The sequence below is a fragment of the Kitasatospora sp. NPDC040550 genome (assembly GCF_055594965.1).
This window is the reverse complement of the sequence record NZ_JBVIWC010000011.1, coordinates 220,320-241,722: the sequence shown is the minus strand read 5'-3', so window position 1 is coordinate 241,722 and position 21,403 is coordinate 220,320. Positions and strand designations below refer to the sequence as shown.

Here is a 21,403-nt window from a genome sequence, read left to right as displayed (position 1 = left end):
GTAGCACCCGGATCGGCGTCAGCACGAGGGATCGGAGTTCTGCGTGGACATCGTCGTCAAGGGCCGCAAGACCGAGGTGCCCAAGAGGTTCCGCGAGCACGTGGCCGAGAAGCTGGAGAAGGTCCAGAAGTTCGACGGCAAGGTGATCAGCCTCGACGTCGAGGTGTCCAAGGAGCACAACCCGCGGCAGGCCGACCGGTCGGACCGCGTGGAGATCACTCTCCGTACCCGGGGCCCGGTGATCCGGGCCGAAGCCGCCGCCGGCGACCCGTACGCGGCGCTCGACCTGGCTTCGGCGAAGCTCGACGCGCAGCTGCGCAAGTCCGCGGACCGGCGCCGGGTGCACAAGGGCGGCGCGAACGGCCGCACCCCCATCAGCGTCGCCGAGGCGACCGCGGCCCTGGCCGCGCTGCCCGAGACCACGGCGCACGAGGGCGAGACCAACGGGGCCGTCCGCAAGACCATGATGGGATCCCTGGAAGTGGAGGGCGAAGGCCCGCTGGTGGTCCGGGAGAAGACCCACTCGGCCGCCCCCATGGCGCTGGACCAGGCGCTCTACGAGATGGAGCTGGTCGGCCACGACTTCTACCTGTTCGTGGAGAAGGACAGCGGCCTGCCGAGCGTCGTCTACCGCCGGCACGGCTACCACTACGGCGTCATCCACGTGCAGCCGGACATGGCGGCCGGCGTGGCCAGCGGCGCGGGCGGTGCGATCGGTCGGTCCGTCGACGAGGACTGACCGTCCCGGCAGTTGAACACGGAGGGGTGACCCCGGCGGCAGCGACCGCCGGGGTCACCGGCGTTCCGGGGCGTTCCACGCGTTCCGGGCACCGGCCGGTGGGACGGGTTCGAACGGAGCTCGGGTCCGTTGTGTCCAGGGGTCACCCGATGCGGGGCAATCGGCGTCGGAGGGTGACCGCGGCGGTGGCGGGGCGTGGAATGATTGGGCGCACGTCGACCCGCGAAGGGGGAGGAGCGGATGGGGGATCACTTCGGGCTGGGGCCCGCTGGGGGACCGGTCACCGGATTGCCGCCGGGGCCGGAGGAGGAACCCGCGTACGCGCCGCGCCGGGGTGAGCCGATCCGCGTCCTGGTGGTGGACGACCACGCGTTGTTCCGCCGCGGGCTGGAGATCGTGCTGGCGGAGGAGCCGGACATCAAGGTCGTCGGCGAGGCCGGGGACGGCGCCGAAGCCGTGCTCAAGGCCGCCGACCTGCTGCCCGACATCATCCTGATGGACGTCCGGATGCCGCGCCGCAGCGGGATCGAGGCCTGCACGGCGATCAAGGACGTGGCGCCCAGCACCAAGATCATCATGCTGACGATAAGCGACGAGGAGGCCGACCTCTACGAGGCGATCAAGGCGGGGGCCACCGGCTACCTGCTCAAGGAGATCTCCACCGACGAGGTCGCCACCGCGATCCGGGCGGTCGCCGACGGGCAGTCGCAGATCAGCCCGTCGATGGCCTCCAAGCTACTCACCGAGTTCAAGTCGATGATCCAGCGGCGTTCCGACGACCGGGACCTCGTCCCGGCGCCCCGGCTCACCGACCGGGAGCTGGAGGTGCTCAAGCTGGTGGCGACCGGGATGAACAACCGGGAGATCGCCAAGGAGCTGTTCATCAGCGAGAACACGGTGAAGAACCACGTCCGCAACATCCTGGAGAAGCTCCAACTGCATTCCAGGATGGAGGCCGTGGTGTACGCGATGCGGGAGAAGATCCTCGAAATAGGGTGAACGGCGCCCGTCGCCGCAGGGTGACCGGGCGCCCGCCGCCGCGCTACCGCGCGAGCAGCTCCTCCAGGGCCGGGCGCAGCCGATCGTCGTGCAGCGCCTCGACCCGCACCCCGTCGCAGCCGACCCAGGCGGCCGCCTCGCGCAGGGCGGCGGCGAGCGCCTCGAGCTGCCGGGCGCCGCCCCGGTCGTCGGTCAGCGAGACCTGCCGGGCGACCAGCGTGCGGCCCTCCCGGGCCGGGTCGACCCGGCCGACCAGCCGACCGCCGGTGAGCAGCGGCATCGCGAAGTAGCCGTGCACCCGCTTGTGCTTGGGGGTGTAGGCCTCCAGCCGGTGCGTCATGCCGAAGATCCGCTCGGTGCGGGCGCGGTCCCAGATCAGCGAGTCGAACGGCGAGAGCAGCGTGGTGCGGTGGCGCCCGCGCGGGGCGGTGGCCAGCGCGGCCGGATCGGCCCAGGCAGCGGCCCGGGTGCCGTCCGGGCCCCAGCCCGCCACCTCGACCGGGACCAGCCCGCTGTCCGTGAGCACCCGGTCCAAGTCCTCGGCGCGCAGCCGGTGGTAGTCCTGGAGGTCGGCCCGGGTGGCCACGCCGAGCGCGGAGCCGGCCTGGGCCACCAGGGTGCGCAGGCACTCCTCGTCGGACCGGTCCTGGCCGAACAGGGCGTCGGGCACGGCCTGTTCGGCCAGCGCGTAGACCCGCTTCCAGCTCCGGCGGTCGGTGCAGACCACGTCGCCGAAGGCGAGCGCCCGCTCCACCGCGATCTTGGTGTCGGACCAGTCCCACCACTCGGCCGTCCGCTTGGCCCCGCCCAGCTCGGTGGCGGTCAACGGCCCCTCGGCGCGCAGCTTGTCGAGCACCGCCCGGTACGTCTCGGGCGCGACCTGGTGGCTCCAGAGGCTGCCGCGCTCGCGGTAGCGGCGGCGCCGGAAGGCGAACAGCGGCCACTCCTCGACCGGCAGGATGCAGGCCGCGTGCGACCAGTACTCGAAGGTGGTGCCCGCGCCCCAGTAGGCCGCCTCGACCGCCGGGCGGCCGACCGCGCCCAGTCGGGCGTAGGGCACCAGCTCGTGCGAGCGGGCCAGCACCGAGATGGTGTCCAGCTGGACGGCGCCCAGGTGCCGCAGCACCCCGCGGGCACCGGCCCGGCGGTCGGGCGCGCCCAGCAGGCCCTGGGCGCGCAGGGCGATCCGGCGGGCGTCGTCGGCGCCCAGGACGGTGACGGGCGCGGGCCCGGCAGCGGCAGCGGTCATGCCGGCGAGCGTAGCCGGGGGCACCGACAGCGGGCCGGGCGCCGGGACCTGCGGCCGGGACCTGCGCCGGGACCGGTCCGGGGACCGGCCCAGCGGCGGCCCGGGTGGTCGGTCCGGGCGGTCCGGAGGCGGTCCGGAGGCGGTCAGTCCAGGTCGGCGGGGAGCAGCGAGGCGACCCAGGCGTCCTGGAAGACCCCGCGCTGGTCGGCGTACGAGCGCAGGGTGCCCTCGTAGCGGTAGCCGACCCGCTCGGCGACGGCGCGCGAGCCGTCGTTGCCGACGTAGGCGAGCCACTGGAGGCGGCGCAGCCCGAGGTCGGTCAGCGCCCAGCGGGCGACCGCGCGGGCCGCCTCGACGGTGTAGCCGCGACCGCGCTGCTCCTTCACCGTCCACCAGCCGACCGAGGCGGCGGCCGGGTCGTCCGCCTTGCGGGTGACCGCCTGGGCGCCGACCAGTCGGCCCGTTCCGCGTTCGACCACGCACCAGGTGAACTCGGAGGCCTTGGCCACGCCCTCGGGCGCCAGTGTGTGGACGAAGAACTCCGCGTCCTCGCGGCGGTAGGGCACCGGGACGACCGTCCAGCGCTGGATCTCGGCGTCCTGGCAGGCCGCGAAGATCGCGTCGATGTCGGACTCCTGCGGGGCCCGCAGCACCAGGCGGTCGGTGGTGAGGGTGACGAGCTCGTTCCGGGGTTGTTCCATGGGCGGATTATTTCTCCGTAGGAGGAATGCGGGCATCCGAATTCCGGGCCAACTCCCCGGCCCGTCGACCCTTTTGTCCCGGTGGACGGTGCTATCGGTCCATGTGCACGGGCGGGTGACACGGGAATACCGTGCTGACGCACCTCCCGGCGCATTGGACTCCTCGCATACGATGGCCCGTGCGGTGGGGTGGACCCCCCGTGCAGTCGTCCAGTGCCAATACAGGCAAGGAGCCCGCTCAAGTGTCCGTCTTCGACAAGATCCTGCGCGCCGGCGAAGGCAAGATCCTTCGCAAGCTGCAGCGGATTGCTGCCCAGGTCAACTCCATCGAAGAGGACTTCGTCAACCTCACCGACGCCGAGCTGCGCGCGCTGACCGACGAGTACAAGCAGCGGCTCGTCGACGGCGAGACGCTGGACGACATCCTCCCCGAGGCGTTCGCCACTGTCCGCGAGGCCGCCAAGCGCGTGCTCGGCCAGCGGCACTACGACGTCCAGCTGATGGGTGGCGCGGCCCTGCACCTCGGCTACGTCGCCGAGATGCGCACCGGTGAGGGCAAGACCCTCGTCGGCACCCTGCCGACGTACCTGAACGCGCTGACGGGCAAGGGCGTTCACCTGATCACCGTCAACGACTACCTCGCCGAGCGCGACTCGGAGTGGATGGGCCGGGTGCACCGCTTCCTCGGCCTCGAAGTCGGCGTGATCCTGGCGAACATGACGCCCGCCGAGCGCAAGCGCCAGTATGCGATGGACATCACGTACGGCACGAACAACGAGTTCGGCTTCGACTACCTGCGCGACAACATGGCCTGGTCGAAGGACGAACTCGTCCAGCGCGGCCACAACTTCGCGGTGGTCGACGAGGTCGACTCGATCCTCATCGACGAGGCCCGCACCCCGCTGATCATCTCCGGCCCGGCGGACCAGGCGACCAAGTGGTACGCCGACTTCGCCAAGCTGGTGCTGCGCCTCAAGATCGACCGCGACTACGAGGTCGACGAGAAGAAGCGCACCGTCGGCGTCCTGGAGGAGGGCGTCACCCGGGTCGAGGACTACCTGGGCATCGACAACCTCTACGAGTCGGTGAACACCCCTCTGGTCGGCTTCCTGAACAACGCCATCAAGGCCAAGGAGCTGTACAAGAAGGACAAGGACTACGTCGTCATGAACGGCGAAGTCATGATCGTCGACGAGCACACCGGCCGCATCCTGGCCGGGCGCCGCTACAACGAGGGCATGCACCAGGCGATCGAGGCCAAGGAGGGGGTGGAGGTCCAGAACGAGAACCAGACCCTGGCCACCATCACCCTGCAGAACTTCTTCCGTCTGTACGACAAGCTCTCCGGTATGACCGGTACCGGCACCACCGAGGCCGCCGAGTTCCACCAGATCTACAAGCTCGGCGTGGTGCCGATCCCGACCAACAGGACGCCGCTGCGCATCGACCAGCCCGACCTGATCTACAAGTCGGAGCCGGCCAAGTTCGCCGCCGTGGTCGAGGACATCGCCGAGAAGCACGAGAAGGGCCAGCCGGTGCTGGTCGGCACCGTGTCGGTCGAGAAGTCCGAGTACCTGTCGCAGGAGCTGCGCAAGCGCGGCATCCCGCACGAGGTGCTGAACGCCAAGCACCACGAGCGCGAGGCGCAGATCGTCGCCCAGGCGGGCCGTAAGGGCGCCGTCACCGTCGCCACCAACATGGCCGGCCGTGGCACCGACATCATGCTCGGCGGCAACCCGGACCACCTGGCGGCGGCCGAGCTGGCCCAGCGCGGGCTCTCCGCGGGCGACAACCCGGAGGAGTACGAGGCCGCGTTCCCGGCCGCGCTGGAGAAGGCCAAGGCCTCGGTCAAGGCCGAGCAGGACGAGGTCAAGGAGGCCGGCGGCCTCTACGTCCTCGGCACCGAGCGGCACGAGTCCCGCCGGATCGACAACCAGCTGCGCGGCCGCTCCGGCCGTCAGGGCGACCCGGGCGAGTCCCGCTTCTACCTGTCGCTGGGCGACGACCTGATGCGCCTGTTCAAGGCCGGCATGGTCGAGCGCGTGCTCTCGATGGCCAACGTGCCCGAGGACGTGCCGATCGAGTCCAAGATGGTCACCCGGGCGATCGCCTCCGCGCAGACCCAGGTCGAGCAGCAGAACTTCGAGATCCGCAAGAACGTCCTCAAGTACGACGAGGTGCTCAACCGCCAGCGCGAGGTCATCTACGGCGAGCGCCGCCGCGTGCTGGAGGGCGAGGACCTCCAGGAGCAGGTCGGCCACTTCATGGACGACACCGTCGAGGCCTACGTCAGGGCGGCCACCGGCGAGGGCTTCGAGGACGACTGGGACCTCGACAAGCTCTGGACCGCGTTCAAGCAGCTGTACCCGATCACCCTGGACCTGGCGGAGCTGGAGGAGGAGGTCGGCGGCCCGGCCGGCCTGACCCCGGACTTCCTGATCAAGGTCGTCCAGGAGGACGTCCAGGCGCAGTACGGCGCCCGCGAGGACCAGCTCGGCGAGGAGATCCTGCGCGAGCTGGAGCGCCGCGTCGTGCTGTCGGTGCTGGACCGCCGCTGGCGCGAGCACCTCTACGAGATGGACTACCTCCAGGAGGGCATCGGCCTGCGGGCCATGGCGCAGCGCGACCCGCTGGTCGAGTACCAGCGCGAGGGCTTCGACATGTTCACCGCGATGATGGAGGGCATCAAGGAGGAGTCCGTCGCCTACCTGTTCAACCTGGAGGTCCAGGTCGAGCAGCAGGTCGAGGAGGTGCCGGTGGCGGACGCCGAGGTGCTGCTCGACAAGCTGGAGAAGGACGCCGCCCGCCCGGAGATCAAGGCCAAGGGCCTGGAGGCCCCGAAGCCGCAGCGGCTGCACTACACGGCCCCCTCGGACGAGGTCGGCGGCGGTGTCATCGAGGGCGACTTCGAGGACGCCGTGCCGGACGACGAGGGCGACGGTCTGACCCGCGCCGAGCGCCGCAAGGCCGCCAAGTCCGCCAAGGGCCGCCGCCGCAAGGCCTGAGCCGGCCGCAGGACGCCGCACAGGGCGCCGCTCCCGTACCGGGGCGGCGCCCTGCGCCGTCCCCTGCGGTGTGTCCCGGGGTGTGTCCCGGGCCGTGGTCGTCACCGGGCCTCCACGGCGGTGCACTGCCACTGGCCGGCCGGGCCTCGCTGCTCCAGCCGGAAGGCCACCATGTGGTGCCGTCGGCCGAGGTCGACCCGGACGCAGGCCTCGACGGCGTCCGGGGAGGGCGAGCGGTCGTGCACCGGGCCGAGCCGGGGCCGGTCGGCCGGGCCGCCTCGGCGCAGCGCGCCGACCCGGACCAGTGAGGCGAGCTGCCCGTAGCCGTCCAGGCTGGTGTGCCGCATCAGCTGGCCGGAGGGCCGGGCTCCGGTGAGCACCTCGACCAGCTGGTGGGCGAAGCGGGCGGCGAGTGCCCCGGCGTCGTGCCGGGCGGGGCCGGGGGCGGATCCGGGGGCGGACCGGGGGGTGCCGGGCGGCCCGGCGGTGGTGCAGGCGGCGCGCGGGTGGCGGGGCCGGCGCCCGGCCGGGTCGCCGCCGCCGTCGCTGCGGACCCGGTGGTGCGGGCGGGCGGTCGGGCGCTCCGTCGGGCGGACGTGTTGGTGCGGGCTCGGCGCGGTGGTCGGCCGGGCGGTCGGGCAGGTGCGGGGGCTGATGGTCACGGTGGCTCCGGGCAAGGGTGGTGCGGGTACGGACGGGCCCAGGCTGGCGGTGGTGATCACCGGGCGGCAACGGGTTTGCGGCCGGCCTTCGGGCCGGCCCGAAGTTCACCTATCCGGGTGAGTCGACCAGTGCGGCGACGGGCCCGGCGGCCGCCCCGGCGGCACCCGGTTGACGTGCGGGGACGGACCGTACGGTCCGAAAGGGGACGCCCGGGTACGGCGGACCGGGTGGCCCCGCGGTGGGCTCCCGTTGCGCCGCCCGGCCGTCCGCGCGCACCATCGGAGCCTGACCCGAACCCGACGACGACGGGCGGCCGGGATGACGACAGTCGGGACGACCACACGGGCGGTGACGGGGCCGGACACGCCCGCCGACGCCGGGGGCGCCCCCAGGCGCGGCCTGGTGCTGGGCGGCGGCGGGATGCTCGGCGCGGCCTGGACGGTCGGCGCGCTGTGCGCCGTCGAGGAGGCCGCCGGGCACCGGCCGGGTGAGGCGGACGTGCTGCTCGGCACCTCGGCGGGCGCGATCCTGGCCGCGATGCTGGCCGGTGGAGTGCGCCCCGAGCAGCTGCGCGACCACCAGCGCGGCCTGCCGATCACCGAGGGCCCGCTGGCCGGGGTGGCCTTCGACTACGACACCGCGGTGGGCGGTGCGCTGCCGCCCCGGCCGCGGGCCGGGATCGGCTCGCCCGGGCTGCTGCGGGACGCCGTCCGGCACCCGCGCGAGTACCCGCTGCTGACCATGGTCTCGGCGGTGGCGCCGCACGGCCGCGGCTCGCTGGCGCCGGTCGGCGAGCTGGTGCGCGGACTGCTCGGCCCGGGCGGCTGGCCGCTCCCGGCGGGTGCGGCGGCAGCGGCGGGAGCCGGGGCAGCGGGAGCCGGGGCGGCGGAGGCCGAGGCCACGGACGCCGTCCCGCCCAGCGCCGCCGCGGCCCCGCTGCGGGTGGCCGCGGTGGACTACCGCAGCGGCCACCGGGTGGTCTTCGGCGACCCGGACGCCCCCGACGTCCCGGTGGCCGAGGCCGTGATGGCCTCCTGCGCGATCCCCGGCTGGTTCGCGCCGGTGCGCCTGGACGGCTCGGCGTACGTGGACGGCGGCTGCTGGTCGGCCACCAACGCCGACCTGCTGCTCGGTCGCGGCCTGGACGAGGTGTACGTGCTCGCCCCGATGGCCCTGCGGCTCGGCCCGCGCCCGGAGCGTTCCGACCGGGGCACGGTGGCCGCCCTGCGCGAGTGGCGGGCCCGGGAGCGCCCGCGCGGGGTGCTGGCCCAGCTGGTCAGCCGTTACCGCCACGCGGTGACCCGGCAGCTGCTGCGGGAGGCCGCCCTGCTGCGGGCCGAGGGCGTCCGGGTGCGGCTGCTCGCGCCGACCCCGGCCGACCTGGCGGCGATGGGCCCGAACCTGATGGACCCGGCCCGCCGCGGCGCGGTGCTGGAGAGCGGTCTGCGCAGCGCCCGCGAGGCGCTGGGGGCGGCGCGGTGAGTCCGGGCACGGGGGGTGGGGCTCAGGTGATCGCGCCCGGTGCGGCTGAGCTTATTCTTGGGGCGCTGGAGTAGCTTCGCGGAAACCGGAGAGTGCCACCGATGCGCGTGTACGTGCCCACCACCCTGACCGGCCTGGCGGCGGCGCACGAGGGCGGTGCCCTGGACCAGTCCGCGGCGTACGCCGTGACGCCCGCGCTGCGCGAGTGGTACGTCAGCGACGACCTGGAGGAGCTGGAGTACGCGGCGCTCAACCGGGCCGCGCAGTCCTCGCTGCGGCTGCTGGCGGCCGACCCGGACTCCCCGCGCCGGCGCGTCGTGGTGGCCCTGGACGTGGCCGACTCTGCGGTGCGGCCCTTCCCCGGTGACGAGTACCAGGACCAGGCCTCGCTCGGCCGGGTGGTGCTGGCCGGCCCGGTGAAGCTGGCGAAGGCCGCCTCGGTGCACGCGGACGTGGCCGACGACGAGGTGGTCGAGGACGTCGCCGCCGCGGTGGCGGCGGTCGCCGCGGCCGACGCGGGCGACCAGGACGCCCAGTTCACCGTGGACGGTGCCGAGGACCACGACCTGCTCTGGTACGCGACCCAGGAGATCCCCGCCCTGCTCGGGTAGCACCGCCTGCACCGCCTCCCGGTCGGCCCGTCCTACCGGTGTGTCGGCCGTTCGGGTTACCGTTTGATCCCGTGCGCACTCACATCGTTTGGGACTGGAACGGCACGCTCTTCCACGACATGGACGCCGTCCTCGGGGCGAGCAACGCCGCGTTCGCGACCATCGGCGTCCAGCCGATGACCCTGCAGCAGTACCGCGAGCAGTACGAGATCCCGATCCCCCGGTTCTACGAGCGGCTGCTCGGTCGGATGCCCTCCGCGGAGGAGTGGCTGAAACTGGACGACGCCTTCCACGACCGCTACGTCGAGCTCAGCCTGGCCTGCGGCCTGACCGAGGGCGTGCCGGAGCTGCTGGCGGGCTGGCAGGCGGCCGGGCACAGCCAGTCCCTGCTGTCGATGTACGAGCACGAGAAGCTCGTCCCGCTGGTCGACGCCTTCGGCCTGACCGGCAGCTTCCTGCGGGTGGACGGCCGCAGCGGCCCCTCCGGGGGCCAGAAGGCGCGGCAGCTGACCAGGCACCTGGCCGCGCTCGGCGAGCGGGTCGACCCGGCCCGTACGGTGCTGATCGGCGACGCCGCGGACGACGCCCTGGCGGCGCTGCACGCGGGGGCCCACGCGGTGCTGTACACCGGGGGCTCGCACACCCGGGAGAAGCTGGAGCCGGTCGGCGTCCCGGTGGTGGACAGCCTGGCCGAGGCGGTCGAGCTGGCGGGCCGGCTGACGGGCTGAGCCGAGGCGGTCGGGCCGGTGGGCCGAGCGCGGTCGTCGGGGCGGCGGAACGTGGTGGGCGCCACGTCCGCCGTTGGCGTGTCCGGACGGGCGGAACCGTCCGGTGCTGGTCAGGCTGGAGTCGAACCCCAGCCGCCAGGACGGAGCAGCCATGCCCATCGACGCAGTCACCGAGGTGCCGATCCCGGTCAACGAGCCGGTGCGGACGTACGCGCCCGGCAGTCCGGAGCGGGACCGGCTGGTCCGGCGGCTGGACGAGCTGGCGGCCGAGCAGGTGCCGCTGCCGATGACCATCGGCGGCGAGCAGCGGTTCGGCGGCGGCGAGCGGATCGAGGTCGTCCAGCCGCACCACCACGCCGCCAAGCTGGGCGTGCTCGGCAACGCCACCCGGGAGGACGCCCGGGCGGCGGTGGACGCGGCGCTGGTGGCCGGGCGGCAGTGGCGCTCGCTCTCCTTCGACGACCGGGCCGCGGTCTTCCTGCGGGCCGCCGACCTGCTGGCCGGGCCGTGGCGGGACACGCTCAACGCGGCGACCATGCTCGGCCAGTCCAAGACCGTGCAGCAGGCCGAGATCGACTCCGCCTGCGAGCTGATCGACTTCTGGCGGTTCAACGTCGGGTTCGCCCGGCAGGTCCTGGCGGAGCAGCCGGTCTCCTCCCCGGGGGTGTGGAACCGGGTCGACCACCGTCCGCTGGAAGGTTTCGTCTACGCGGTCACCCCGTTCAACTTCACCGCGATCGCCGGGAACCTGCCCACCGCCCCCGCGCTGATGGGCAACACCGTGGTCTGGAAGCCCGCGCCGACCCAGACCCTGGCCGCGTACCACCTGATGCGGCTGCTGGAGGCGGCCGGCCTGCCGCCCGGGGTGATCAACCTGGTCACCGGCGACGGCCTCCAGGTCTCCCCGGTGGTGCTCGCCGACCCGGCGTTCGCCGGGCTGCACTTCACCGGTTCGACCGCCACCTTCCAGTCGCTCTGGCAGAGCATCGGCGCGAACATCGGCGGCTACCGCACGTACCCGAGGATCGTCGGCGAGACCGGCGGCAAGGACTTCCTGCTGGCCCACCGCTCGGCCGACCCGGACATCCTGCGCACCGCGATGGTCCGCGGCGCCTTCGAGTACCAGGGGCAGAAGTGCTCGGCGCTCTCCCGCGCGTACCTGCCGCGCAGCCTCTGGCTCAAGATCAAGGACGACTTCCTGGCCGAGGTGGACGCCCTCACGGTGGGCGACGTCACCGACCTGTCGAACTTCATGGGCGCGCTGATCGACGAGCGCGCCTTCGAGAAGAACCGCACCGCGATCGAGCGGGCGAAGGCCGACCCGACCGTCGAACTGGCGGCCGGCGGCCAGTACGACGACGCGATCGGCTGGTTCGTCCGGCCGACCGTGCTGGTCTCCTCGGACCACCGGGGCGAGATCTTCCGCACCGAGTACTTCGGGCCGATCCTGGCGGTCCACGTCTACGAGGACTCCCGCTGGGACGACGTGCTCCGCCGGGTCGACGCGGGCGCCCCGTACGGCCTCACCGGCGCGGTGATCGCCCAGGACCGCTACGCCATCGCCCAGGCGGTGGAGGAGCTGCGCTTCACCGCCGGGAACTTCTACATCAACGACAAGCCCACCGGCGCCGTGGTCGGCCAGCAGCCCTTCGGCGGCTCCCGGGCCTCCGGGACCAACGACAAGGCGGGCGCCGCCCAGAACCTGCTGCGCTGGACCTCGGCGCGGGCGATCAAGGAGACCTTCGTCCCGCCCACCCAGCACGGTTACCCGCATATGGGCTGAAAGCGAACATGACGCTCCGGTTTGGACATGGTGTCCAGGACGGACCCGACATCCTGCGGGATTGCGCCTCCCTGTCCCTGTGCACCTTCGATTGATCCGGTTAGGCTGGCTGGCGTCGTCGGGTGGCTTGCAGGACGAACGTGTCGTCCTACCCGCTGGGAGGGCGTTTCATGCGTGCCATGAGCCCCTTTCAGTCGGACGGTGCGGCAGGATTGCGAGCGACCCGTCGGTGTACACCCACACACCACCGAGTCACGCAACGGCGCGCGACAGGAGCCAAGAAGTCATGCAGACCAAGCTGGACGCAGCCAAGGCCGAACTGCTCAAGAAGGCAGCCGCAGCCGCTGAGAACAGCCAGGTGGGGGGAGCGGCGCCGGGGGAGGGTCTGAGCAACGGCGCTCTGACCGCGTACCTGCACCACTACTACCTCCACACCGCGCCCGAGGACCTGGTCGACCTCGACCCGGTCGACGTGTACGGCGCGGCCGCCTCCCACTACCGCCTGGGGCTCAAGCGTCCCCAGGGCACCGCCGAGGTGCGGGTCCACACCCCCTCGGTCGAGGAGAACGGCTGGTCCTGCGGCCACACCGTGGTCGAGGTCGTCACCGACGACATGCCCTTCCTGGTCGACTCGGTCACCAACGAGCTCTCCCGCCAGGACCGCGCGATCCACCTCGTCGTCCACCCCCAGCTGGTCGTCCGCCGTGACATCACCGGCAAGCTGCTGGAGATCCTGGACGTCGACGCCTGCTCCCGCAGCCAGGCCGCCGGCACCGAGTGGCCCGCCGACGCGACCGTCGAGTCGTGGATGCACGTCGAGATCGACCGCGAGACCGACCGCGACGACCTGCGCACCATCGAGACCAACCTGCGCCGCGTGCTCGGCGACGTCCGCGAGGTCGTCGAGGACTGGGGCAAGATGCGCGACAGCGCGCTGCGCCTGGCCGACGAGCTGGCCGAGGAGCCCCCGGCCGAGCTGCCCGAGCAGGAGGTCGGCGAGGCCTGGGAGCTGATGCGCTGGCTCGCCGACGACCACTTCACCTTCCTCGGCTACCGCGAGTACGACCTGGTCGAGCACGAGGGCGAGGAGGTCCTCAAGGCCGTCGCCGGGACCGGCCTGGGCATCCTGCGCTCCGACCCGCACAGCCACGACGACCGCCACCACTCGGTCTCCGAGGCCTTCGGCCGGCTCTCCGCCCCGGTCCGCGCCAAGGCCCACGAGAAGAAGCTGCTCGTCCTGACCAAGGCCAACAGCCGCTCCACCGTGCACCGCCCGGCCTACCTCGACTACGTCGGCGTGAAGAAGTTCAACGCCGCCGGCGAGCCCACCGGCGAGCGCCGCTTCCTCGGCCTGTTCTCCTCCGCCGCCTACACCGAGTCGGTCACCCGCATCCCGGTCGTGCGCCGCAAGGTCCAGGAGGTGCTGGACGGCTCCGGCTTCTCCAGCGAGAGCCACGACGGCCGCGACCTGCTCCAGATCATGGAGACCTTCCCGCGCGACGAGATCTTCCAGACCTCGGCCGCCGAAGTGCTCTCCATCGCCACCAGCGTGCTCTACCTCCAGGAACGCCGTAAGCTGCGGCTCTTCCTGCGCCAGGACGAGTACGGGCGCTACTTCTCGGCCTTCATCTACCTGCCGCGCGACCGCTACACCACGCGCATCCGGCTGCTGCTCACCGACATCCTCAAGGAAGAGCTGAACGGCGCCACCATCGACTACACGGTGTACGCCACCGAGTCGGTGCTGACCCGCCTGCACTTCGTCGTCCGGGTCGCCCCGGGCACCGAGCTGCCCCGGCTCACCGACTCCGACATCGAGCGGATCGAGAACCGCCTGGCCGAGGCCGCCCGGTTCTGGATGGACGGCTTCCACGACCAGCTGCACACCGAGCTGGGCGAGGAGAAGGCCGCCGAGCTCGGCCACAAGTACGCCAACGCCTTCCCCGACGGCTACCGCGCCGACTTCCCGCCGCGCACCGCCGTCTCGGACATCAAGCAGATCGAGGCGCTGCACGGCGCGGGCGACTTCCGCCTGAACCTGTACCAGCCGGTCGGCGCGGGCGACGACGAGCGCCGCTTCAAGATCTACCGGGTCGGCGGCCCGATCTCGCTCTCCGAGGTCCTGCCGGTGCTCCAGCGCCTGGGCGTCGAGGTCCTGGACGAGCACCCGTACGCGCTGCGCCGCTCCGACGGCACCACCGCGTGGGTGTACGACTTCGGCCTCAAGCTGCGCGAGGCCACCGAGCTCACCGACGAGGCCCGCGAGCGCTTCCAGGAGACCTTCGCGGCGACCTGGACCGGCAGGGCCGAGAACGACGGCTTCAACGAGCTGGTCCTCACCGCCGGGCTGAACTGGCGCCAGGCGATGGTGCTGCGCGCCTACGCCAAGTACCTGCGCCAGGCGGGCTCCACGTTCTCCCAGGACTACATGGAGGACGCGCTCCGCAACAACACCCACACCACCCGGCTGCTGGTCAACCTGTTCGAGGCCCGGCACAGCCCGAGCCACCGCTCCGGCGCCCTGGAGCTGACCGAGGGCATCCTGGAGGAGCTGTCCGGCGCGCTCGACGAGGTCGCGTCGCTGGACGAGGACCGCATCCTGCGCTCCTTCCTGCACCTCATCAAGGCCACCCTGCGGACCAACTTCTTCCAGCACGACGGCTCCGGCGAGTGGCACTCCTACGTGTCGATGAAGTTCGACCCGCAGGCCATCCCGGACCTCCCGGCCCCGCGCCCGGCGTTCGAGATCTGGGTGTACTCGCCGCAGGTCGAGGGCGTGCACCTGCGCTTCGGCAAGGTCGCCCGCGGCGGTCTGCGCTGGTCCGACCGGCGCGAGGACTTCCGCACCGAGATCCTCGGCCTGGTCAAGGCCCAGATGGTCAAGAACACCGTCATCGTCCCGGTCGGCGCCAAGGGCGGCTTCGTCGCCAAGCAGCTGCCGGACCCGTCGGTGGACCGCGACGCCTGGCTGGCCGAGGGCGTCTCCTCGTACAAGACCTTCATCTCGGCGCTGCTCGACATCACCGACAACCTGGTGGCCGGCGAGGTCGTCCACCCGGCCGACGTGGTCCGCCACGACGAGGACGACACCTACCTGGTCGTCGCCGCCGACAAGGGCACCGCGACCTTCTCCGACATCGCCAACGGCGTCGCGGAGTCGTACGGCTTCTGGCTGGGCGACGCCTTCGCCTCCGGCGGCTCGGCCGGCTACGACCACAAGGGCATGGGCATCACCGCCCGCGGCGCCTGGGAGTCGGTCAAGCGCAACTTCCGCGAGCTGGGCCACGACACCCAGACCGAGGACTTCACCGTCGTCGGCATCGGCGACATGTCCGGCGACGTCTTCGGCAACGGCATGCTGCTCAGCGAGCACATCCGGCTGGTGGCGGCCTTCGACCACCGCCACATCTTCCTGGACCCGAACCCGGACGCGGCCGTCTCGTACGCCGAGCGCCGCCGCCTGTTCGACCTGCCCCGCAGCTCCTGGGACGACTACGACAAGTCGCTGATCTCGACCGGCGGCGGCGTGTTCCCGCGCAGCGCCAAGTCGATCCAGGTCAGCGCGCAGGTCCGGGCCGCCCTGGGCATCCAGGAGACCCGCCTCACCCCGGCCGAGCTGATGAAGGCCATCCTCCAGGCCCCGGTCGACCTGTTCTGGAACGGCGGCATCGGCACCTACGTCAAGGCCTCCACCGAGACCAACGCCGAGGTCGGCGACAAGGCCAACGACTCCATCCGGGTCAACGGCGAGCAGGTCCGGGCCCGGGTCATCGGCGAGGGCGGCAACCTCGGCTGCACCCAGCTCGGCCGCATCGAGTACGCGGCCACCGGCGGCCCCGAGGGCACCGGCGGCTGGATCAACACCGACGCCATCGACAACTCGGCCGGCGTGGACACCTCGGACCACGAGGTCAACATCAAGATCCTGCTCAACCAGGTCGTCGCCGAGGGCGACATGACGGTCAAGCAGCGGAACGCCCTGCTCGCCGAGATGACCGACGAGGTCGGCCACCTGGTGCTGCGCAACAACTACGCGCAGAACGTCGTGCTGGCCAACGCCGTCGCCCAGGCGCACAGCATGGTCAACGTCCACGCCCGGATGATCAACCGCTTCGAGGCGGCCGGCCGGCTCGACCGCGGGCTGGAGTTCCTGCCCACCGAGCGCCAGATCCGCGAGCGCCAGCAGAGCGGCCGCGGGCTCTCCCAGCCCGAGCTGTCCGTCCTGCTCGCCTACACCAAGATCATCCTGGCCGACGAGCTGCTCGCCACCGACCTGCCGGACGACCCGTACTTCCGCACCGCGCTGCACGAGTACTTCCCGAGCGCGCTGCGGGCGAAGTTCGCCGACGCGATCGACAACCACGCGCTGCGCCGCGAGATCATCACCACGCTGATCGTCAACGACACGATCAACCGCGGTGGCTGCACCTTCGCCTTCCGCTTGAAGGAGGAGACCGGCGCGACCTACGAGGAGATCGCCCGGACGCACACCGCCGCGCGGGCCGTCTTCGGCCTGGAGGAGATCTGGGCCGAGATCGAGGGCCTGGACAACAAGGTCCCGGCCCGGACCCAGACCAAGATGCGGCTGCACTCGCGGCGCCTGGTCGAGCGCGCCACCCGGTGGATGCTCAACAACCGCCGCCAGCCGCTCGACATCGCCGGCACCATCGAGTTCTTCCACGACCGGATCAACCAGGTCTGGGGCTCGCTGCCCAAGCCGCTCCGCGGCGAGGACCTGGCCTGGTTCGAGAAGATCCAGGGCGAGCTCGCCGCCGCCGGCGTGCCGGACGCGCTGGCCACCCGGATCGCCGGGCTGTCCTCGGTCTTCCCGACCCTGGACATCACCGAGGTCGCGGACCGCTCCGGCAAGGACGTCGCCGAGGTCGCCGAGCTGTACTACGACCTGGGCGACCGCCTGCAGATCTCGCACCTGCTCGACCGCATCATCGACCTGCCCCGCACCGACCGCTGGTCGTCGATGGCCCGGGCCGCGATCCGCGAGGACCTCTTCGCGGCGCACGCGGCGCTGACCGCCGACATCCTGGCCTGCGGCCCCGAGGGCGCCACCCCCGAGGAGCGCTACACCGCCTGGGCGGACCTCAACTCCACCCTGCTGAACCGCGCCAAGGCCACCCTCGACGACATAAGGGGTTCGGACAACTACGAGCTGTCCAGCCTCTCGGTCGCGATGCGCGTCATCCGCACCCTGCTGCGCACCGGTTCGATGCGCTGACGGACGGCTGTTCCGGAAGGGCCCGCGTCCTCGGACGCGGGCCCTTCCGCATGCCCCGGAAACCGATTGCGGGTCGTGGGGCGCACCTTCGGTACGGTGATCCACGAACGACTCAGGGGGGAACGACATGGGGAAGAACCGGGGGCGGATCCGCGCAGTGGGCGCGGCCGTCTCGGTGGTGCTGCTGGTCGCTGGAGCGGCGGCCTGCGGCAGCGACGACAAGAAGGACGCGGCGAAGGCCGACTCCACTGCTGTGGCCTCGGCGGCTCCGACGTCCAAGGGGCCGGAGGCCTTCTCGGCGGCCGGCTACCGCGGCCTCAAGCCGGGGATGGCGAAGGACGCCGGACTGGCCACCGGCGCGCTGGAGACGGCGCCCGTCTCGCTGCTCGACGGCTGCACGGACTTCGTCTACCGGGGCGGCCCGGCACCGGACAAGACCCGGATGGACGCCGAGGCGGCCACCGAGGCCCGCTACCAGGACCTCAACGCCAAGGCGGACGCGGCCCAGGGCAAGGCCCCCGCCCCGGCGGGCACGCTGCCGCCCGGGGCCTCCGCGAAGGACGCCGCCGCGGCGGCCGCCGGTTCGGCCGCCGCCGCCAAGGACTCGGCGGCCACCGCCAAGCTGATGGCCGACGCGACTCAGTCCATCGCGGACATGTGGGTGGCCCGCGAGGCCAGGGACAAGGCCTTCCTGGCCACCGGCCGGGCCTCCTTCGCCGCCACCGGCCTGCGCGAACTGGTCGCCCCGGCCGACGCGAAGACCGCCGAGGGCATCGGCGCCGGCTCCACCGTCGACGACCTGCAGCGGGTGTACGGCGCCAAGGGCCTCCAGCTCGCCAAGAGCGGCAAGTACGAGCTGCCGGTCGAGGGGCAGCAGGGCTGGAAGTACGAGTTCACCGTGGACGGCGGCAAGGTCGCCGGGATGGCCGTGGCCAACCGCGACATCAAGTGCACCTGACCGCCTGACCGCCCACTGCGGCGGCGACCCCGTGCCCGCGCAACGCCGCGCGGGCACGGGCGACGCCGCTGGGTGTGGTGGCGGCGCTGGTGCCGATCTCGGGGTTCTGGTGCCGAGGCCCGCGCACGGGCGGCAGATGCCGGGGCGGGGCACCGGATCGTGGCACTTGGCGCACTCGGCGGGTGCGGCCTGAGGTGCTCGGACGGGTGGCAGCTTGCGTTGGAGGCGGTCGCGCAGGATCGCCACCGGGGAGTGCAGCGGCGAGGGCAGGCCGGGGAGCAGGGCGTGGGCCAACTCGGCTGCCGTACTGCCGCGTTCCAGCCACTGGACGACGAGGGGTGCCAGCTGCTGCGCCTCGGCCTCGCCGAGGCGCAGGCGGGGTTCGGGGCGGATGGCGCGGAAGAGTGCGGCTACCGCCCTGCGGGTCTGCTCGTCCGTGCGTGTCAACTGGGCGGGGAGGGTGGGTACTTCTCCCGGGTTCTTTACTACAGGGCTGTCAGGCGGACCGGTCTCGGGCTCACCGGGGTCCGAGAAGCGGTTACTCGGTGACGCCGGTTGCTGCGGGGTGTCGTACACGTGCACGTCGGTGCGGAGGGTGCCGTCGGGCATCCGGACGGTCTCGGCCCGGTAGTACCCGGCTTCCTTGAGCTCGTTGAGCGCCCGGCGGACGGCGCCGCGCCCCTGCGGGCTGCTGTCGGCCATGTGCCGCCCGTCCTCGCGCCAGCCGTCGGGGCGGGAGAGCAGGTCGGAGAGGAGGCCTCGGGCGGTGTAGCTGAGGCGACGGTCCTGGAGGAGGCCGTTCGGAAGTACGGTGAAACAGCGCGCATGGGCGCTACGATGAATCTGCATTGGGAGTTGCTGCTCCTGTGCCAGACCCCGGGGTGTTCCACCACCGCCGGGGTCTTCTATGTTCTGTTGATGATGCGGAAAGTAGCACATCAACTACGCGGAGTGCCAAGCGTTGGGGAAATCCGCCTCAGGGGCCCGCGTTGTGGTGCGCGCCGTCGATCAGGCGGCGGCGCCGTACTGGCTGGTCAGCCGCCGGACCTCGGCGTCCTTGAAAGCCTGCACCTCTTCCACGATCCCGCTCTTCGGCAACTCGGCCACGGGCACGCAGAGGTCCATGCGCTGGATGCAGATGCCGACCATGTACTCGCCCTGGTCGGTGAGGTAGAGGCGGACGCCGTAGTAGCCCTCCTCGCAGTCCTTGTCGTTGTTGAAGCGGCACGACGCACAAGTGTCCGGAAGCCGCACCGGAAGCAGCCGCTTGACGTAGACCGCTCTGCTGCCGAGTGCCCGATAGAGGGTGCGTTCGTCGGAGGTGCCGGCGGTGAACGTCCGAAGCACTGGTTCCGCACCGACCCGGTCCAGCACTTCGGAGATCGCCTCGATCGACTCCGCTCCGTCCTGGATGCTGGTGAGCATCCGCACGTCTGCGAACTGGCCGTACGACTCGACCAGGTTGACGACCCGGTCCACATGGGCCATGCCGGGAACGACGATGTTCACGGAGGCCTTCACTCCGTTGGAGACGGCGGCCCGGATGGTCTGCTCGGCAGCACGGATTTTCGTTTCGGCCAGACCCGCCGACGTGAAGCGCTCGGACTGAACGGTCTGGAGTTCTTCGGCGGTGGTGCCGAAGACGGAGACGTTGACCCGATGGAGTCCGGCCGCCGAGCAGTCCGGCATCACCTGTCGGCCCCGCTCGCCGTTGCTCGTCATTCCGACGCTGAGGCCCATTCCAGTGAGCGCTGAAACCAGCGCAGGGACCTCCTTGTGGAGGGTGGGCTCCCCTCCCGTGAGGTGGACCTCGTCGGCGCCGAACGCCTTCGTCACGGCCCGCACCGCACGCCGGAAGGACATGTCCGGGGCCATCTTCGCGGCGAGGAAACCGACCCCGTTCGTCTCGCTGTAGATCGACACGCGCCCGGTCCTGCCGGGCCCCGCGATGAAGGGTACTGCCGTACGGCCTCGGTTGTCGGCGGTGACCGGCGTTCCCTCGTTGTGGCAGAACGTGCAGGCCAACCCGCAGTCGTCGATCACCTTGATGCGGATGGTCCTGTCCCGGACGACCCTGACCGCCGGGTGTTGGGTCACTGACAAGGCTCGTCTCCTGTCGCTCGAAAGGTGAGTCGGGGGATCGTCTCGATGTCGATCCCGTACCGGCGGTAGACCTTGGTCGTGTTCTCGCTCGTCAGCTCGGCCAGGGGAAGGCCGAGCGAGAGCGCCGTCGCGTGGACGTGATCGGCGCTGTCCCCCTCGATCTCCAGGTACGGGGGGATCAGCGGCCACTCGTCGATCTCGATGGCCGCACCGCCCAGAGCCCAGGAGGAGCGGCGGTTCTCCTGATACGCCTTCGGCTGGTATCCGAGCTTGCCGAGAAGCGTGTTCATGGCGTCGAAGCCGCCGACGGTCGTCTCCGTCTCGGTCACGCCGTCGATCGCGTCGGAGTGGATCTCCTTTACGCACAGCGTGATGTCGCTGCCGGTGTCGCGAAGTCGGGCCCACGAGCCGGGTCGACCGGGGATGTCGTAGACGTAGCGGCGCTGGAAGCGGTCGGCCACGTGCTCGGCCCCCGCCTCGGCCAGCAACGCGCGGATCTTCTCCGGCTCGATGTTGAGGATCTTTGCTTCGAACTCAGTTGCGGTCATTGGGTGTTGCCTTCCTCGATGCCGTACGGGACATGCGAGCGAACGATATCGGCGATCGCGCGGGCCACCTCCTCCGGCGTGCGGTCAGTGCCGTCCACGCGAAGAAGGCCGAAGGCCCGGTACACGCGCGAGCTCTCGGCCACATTGGGCTCCTCACGCTGGTGCCAGTAGCCCAGCGCCCCGCGCTCGGCCCGCCGACGGAGTCGCTCCTGGCGAATGTGCTCGTCCACCTCCAGCAGGATCGGCACATTCGGGATGAGGGCCCCGTTCGGGTACTCCGGGGCCCAGTCATGCCCCATGGCCCTGTGCGTGGCGATGGTGCGCGGGAAGTAGGACTCGACCACCACAGTCCTCCCGCTTTCCGTGAGAGTTCGGGCCGTCTCCGACGTGATGTGGTTTGCCATCAGCCACCAGTGGAACCGCGCCGGCAGGATGCCGGTGGCGTCCACCTCCGCTCGCATGCGGGGGAACGTCGGCAAGGCATCGTGTGTGAGGTGAATGCCGTTGACGAAGGCGGCGACCAGCGGGGCGACGGTGGTCTTCCCGCTCGCGCTGAGACCGTCGAGGGTGACGAAGGGCCCTCGGGGCGCATCCATATGAA

15 protein-coding genes are annotated in these 21,403 nt (G+C 71.6%); 9 read left to right on the top strand and 6 right to left on the bottom strand.

Annotated features, from left to right (window positions below):
• Positions 1–43 precede the first annotated feature (43 nt).
• Positions 44–739 (top strand): ribosome hibernation-promoting factor, HPF/YfiA family, encoded by a 696-nt coding sequence (gene hpf / locus ACZ58X_RS18825; protein ID WP_360244504.1) that lies wholly within the window; start codon positions 44–46, stop codon positions 737–739.
• A gap of 240 nt (positions 740–979) precedes the next feature.
• Positions 980–1,738: a response regulator gene (locus tag ACZ58X_RS18820; protein WP_375882957.1), complete on the top strand. Its 759-nt coding sequence runs from the start codon at positions 980–982 to the stop codon at positions 1,736–1,738.
• Positions 1,739–1,781: 43 nt separating this feature from the next.
• Here the strand turns inward: ACZ58X_RS18820 and ACZ58X_RS18815 are convergent, their stop codons facing one another.
• On the bottom strand, positions 1,782–2,987 hold the full coding sequence (locus ACZ58X_RS18815; protein WP_470334732.1) for a winged helix-turn-helix domain-containing protein: 1,206 nt from the start codon (positions 2,985–2,987) through the stop codon (positions 1,782–1,784).
• 143 nt (positions 2,988–3,130) lie between these two features.
• Positions 3,131–3,688, bottom strand: a complete 558-nt coding sequence (locus ACZ58X_RS18810; RefSeq protein WP_470334731.1) for a GNAT family N-acetyltransferase — start codon at positions 3,686–3,688, stop codon at positions 3,131–3,133.
• 242 nt (positions 3,689–3,930) lie between these two features.
• On the opposite strand from ACZ58X_RS18810, the gene secA reads away from it, so the two are divergent.
• Positions 3,931–6,693: a preprotein translocase subunit SecA gene (secA, locus tag ACZ58X_RS18805; protein WP_470334730.1), complete on the top strand. Its 2,763-nt coding sequence runs from the start codon at positions 3,931–3,933 to the stop codon at positions 6,691–6,693.
• Positions 6,694–6,794: 101 nt separating this feature from the next.
• Here the strand turns inward: secA and ACZ58X_RS18800 are convergent, their stop codons facing one another.
• Positions 6,795–7,355 carry an Rv3235 family protein gene (locus ACZ58X_RS18800; RefSeq protein WP_470334729.1) on the bottom strand — a complete coding sequence of 187 codons (561 nt, stop codon included), beginning with the start codon at positions 7,353–7,355 and terminating at the stop codon, positions 6,795–6,797.
• A gap of 349 nt (positions 7,356–7,704) precedes the next feature.
• Here ACZ58X_RS18800 and ACZ58X_RS18795 point away from each other — a divergent pair, with 349 nt between their 5' ends.
• The 6 genes from ACZ58X_RS18795 to ACZ58X_RS18770 all read left to right on the top strand — a co-directional run bounded on the left by ACZ58X_RS18795 (position 7,705) and on the right by ACZ58X_RS18770 (position 18,151).
• Positions 7,705–8,838, top strand: coding sequence for a patatin-like phospholipase family protein (locus tag ACZ58X_RS18795; RefSeq protein WP_470334728.1), 1,134 nt, complete (start codon positions 7,705–7,707; stop codon positions 8,836–8,838).
• Positions 8,839–8,939: 101 nt separating this feature from the next.
• Positions 8,940–9,449 carry a DUF6912 family protein gene (locus ACZ58X_RS18790; RefSeq protein WP_470334727.1) on the top strand — a complete coding sequence of 170 codons (510 nt, stop codon included), beginning with the start codon at positions 8,940–8,942 and terminating at the stop codon, positions 9,447–9,449.
• Between the two features lie 71 nt (positions 9,450–9,520).
• Positions 9,521–10,177: an HAD family hydrolase gene (locus ACZ58X_RS18785; RefSeq protein ID WP_470334726.1), complete on the top strand. Its 657-nt coding sequence runs from the start codon at positions 9,521–9,523 to the stop codon at positions 10,175–10,177.
• A gap of 157 nt (positions 10,178–10,334) precedes the next feature.
• A complete protein-coding gene (gene pruA, locus ACZ58X_RS18780; protein WP_470334748.1) occupies positions 10,335–11,960 on the top strand; it encodes an L-glutamate gamma-semialdehyde dehydrogenase in 1,626 nt (541 codons plus the stop codon).
• A 286-nt stretch (positions 11,961–12,246) separates the two neighbouring features.
• Entirely contained in the window at positions 12,247–17,193 is a 4,947-nt protein-coding gene (locus ACZ58X_RS18775) for an NAD-glutamate dehydrogenase (RefSeq protein WP_470334725.1), read from the top strand.
• Positions 17,194–17,320: 127 nt separating this feature from the next.
• Complete coding sequence (locus tag ACZ58X_RS18770; protein WP_470334724.1) at positions 17,321–18,151, top strand: hypothetical protein; 831 nt, start codon at positions 17,321–17,323, stop codon at positions 18,149–18,151.
• A gap of 1,008 nt (positions 18,152–19,159) precedes the next feature.
• Here the strand turns inward: ACZ58X_RS18770 and ACZ58X_RS18765 are convergent.
• The 3 genes from ACZ58X_RS18765 to ACZ58X_RS18755 are packed head-to-tail and all read right to left on the bottom strand — an operon-like array spanning position 19,160 to position 21,398.
• Positions 19,160–20,248 carry a radical SAM protein gene (locus ACZ58X_RS18765; protein ID WP_470334723.1) on the bottom strand — a complete coding sequence of 363 codons (1,089 nt, stop codon included), beginning with the start codon at positions 20,246–20,248 and terminating at the stop codon, positions 19,160–19,162.
• Complete coding sequence (locus tag ACZ58X_RS18760; RefSeq protein WP_470334722.1) at positions 20,245–20,802, bottom strand: class IV adenylate cyclase; 558 nt, start codon at positions 20,800–20,802, stop codon at positions 20,245–20,247. The genes ACZ58X_RS18765 and ACZ58X_RS18760 overlap by 4 nt, the downstream gene beginning before the upstream one ends.
• Positions 20,799–21,398, bottom strand: a complete 600-nt coding sequence (locus ACZ58X_RS18755; RefSeq protein WP_470334721.1) for a P-loop nucleotide/nucleoside kinase family protein — start codon at positions 21,396–21,398, stop codon at positions 20,799–20,801. Before ACZ58X_RS18755 ends, ACZ58X_RS18760 begins: the two co-directional genes overlap by 4 nt.
• Positions 21,399–21,403 lie beyond the last annotated feature (5 nt).

What these genes read in the sequence shown, in the direction of transcription:
- ACZ58X_RS18820 (WP_375882957.1), top strand. Translation starts at nt 980, where the DNA reads ATGGGGGATCACTTCGGGCTGGGGCCCGCTGGGGGACCGGTCACCGGA.
- ACZ58X_RS18790 (WP_470334727.1), top strand. Translation starts at nt 8,940, where the DNA reads ATGCGCGTGTACGTGCCCACCACCCTGACCGGCCTGGCGGCGGCGCAC.
- ACZ58X_RS18810 (WP_470334731.1), bottom strand. Translation starts at nt 3,688, where the DNA reads ATGGAACAACCCCGGAACGAGCTCGTCACCCTCACCACCGACCGCCTG.
- ACZ58X_RS18760 (WP_470334722.1), bottom strand. Translation starts at nt 20,802, where the DNA reads ATGACCGCAACTGAGTTCGAAGCAAAGATCCTCAACATCGAGCCGGAG.
- ACZ58X_RS18770 (WP_470334724.1), top strand. Translation starts at nt 17,321, where the DNA reads ATGGGGAAGAACCGGGGGCGGATCCGCGCAGTGGGCGCGGCCGTCTCG.
- ACZ58X_RS18755 (WP_470334721.1), bottom strand. Translation starts at nt 21,398, where the DNA reads ATGGATGCGCCCCGAGGGCCCTTCGTCACCCTCGACGGTCTCAGCGCG.
- ACZ58X_RS18775 (WP_470334725.1), top strand. Translation starts at nt 12,247, where the DNA reads ATGCAGACCAAGCTGGACGCAGCCAAGGCCGAACTGCTCAAGAAGGCA.
- ACZ58X_RS18815 (WP_470334732.1), bottom strand. Translation starts at nt 2,987, where the DNA reads ATGACCGCTGCCGCTGCCGGGCCCGCGCCCGTCACCGTCCTGGGCGCC.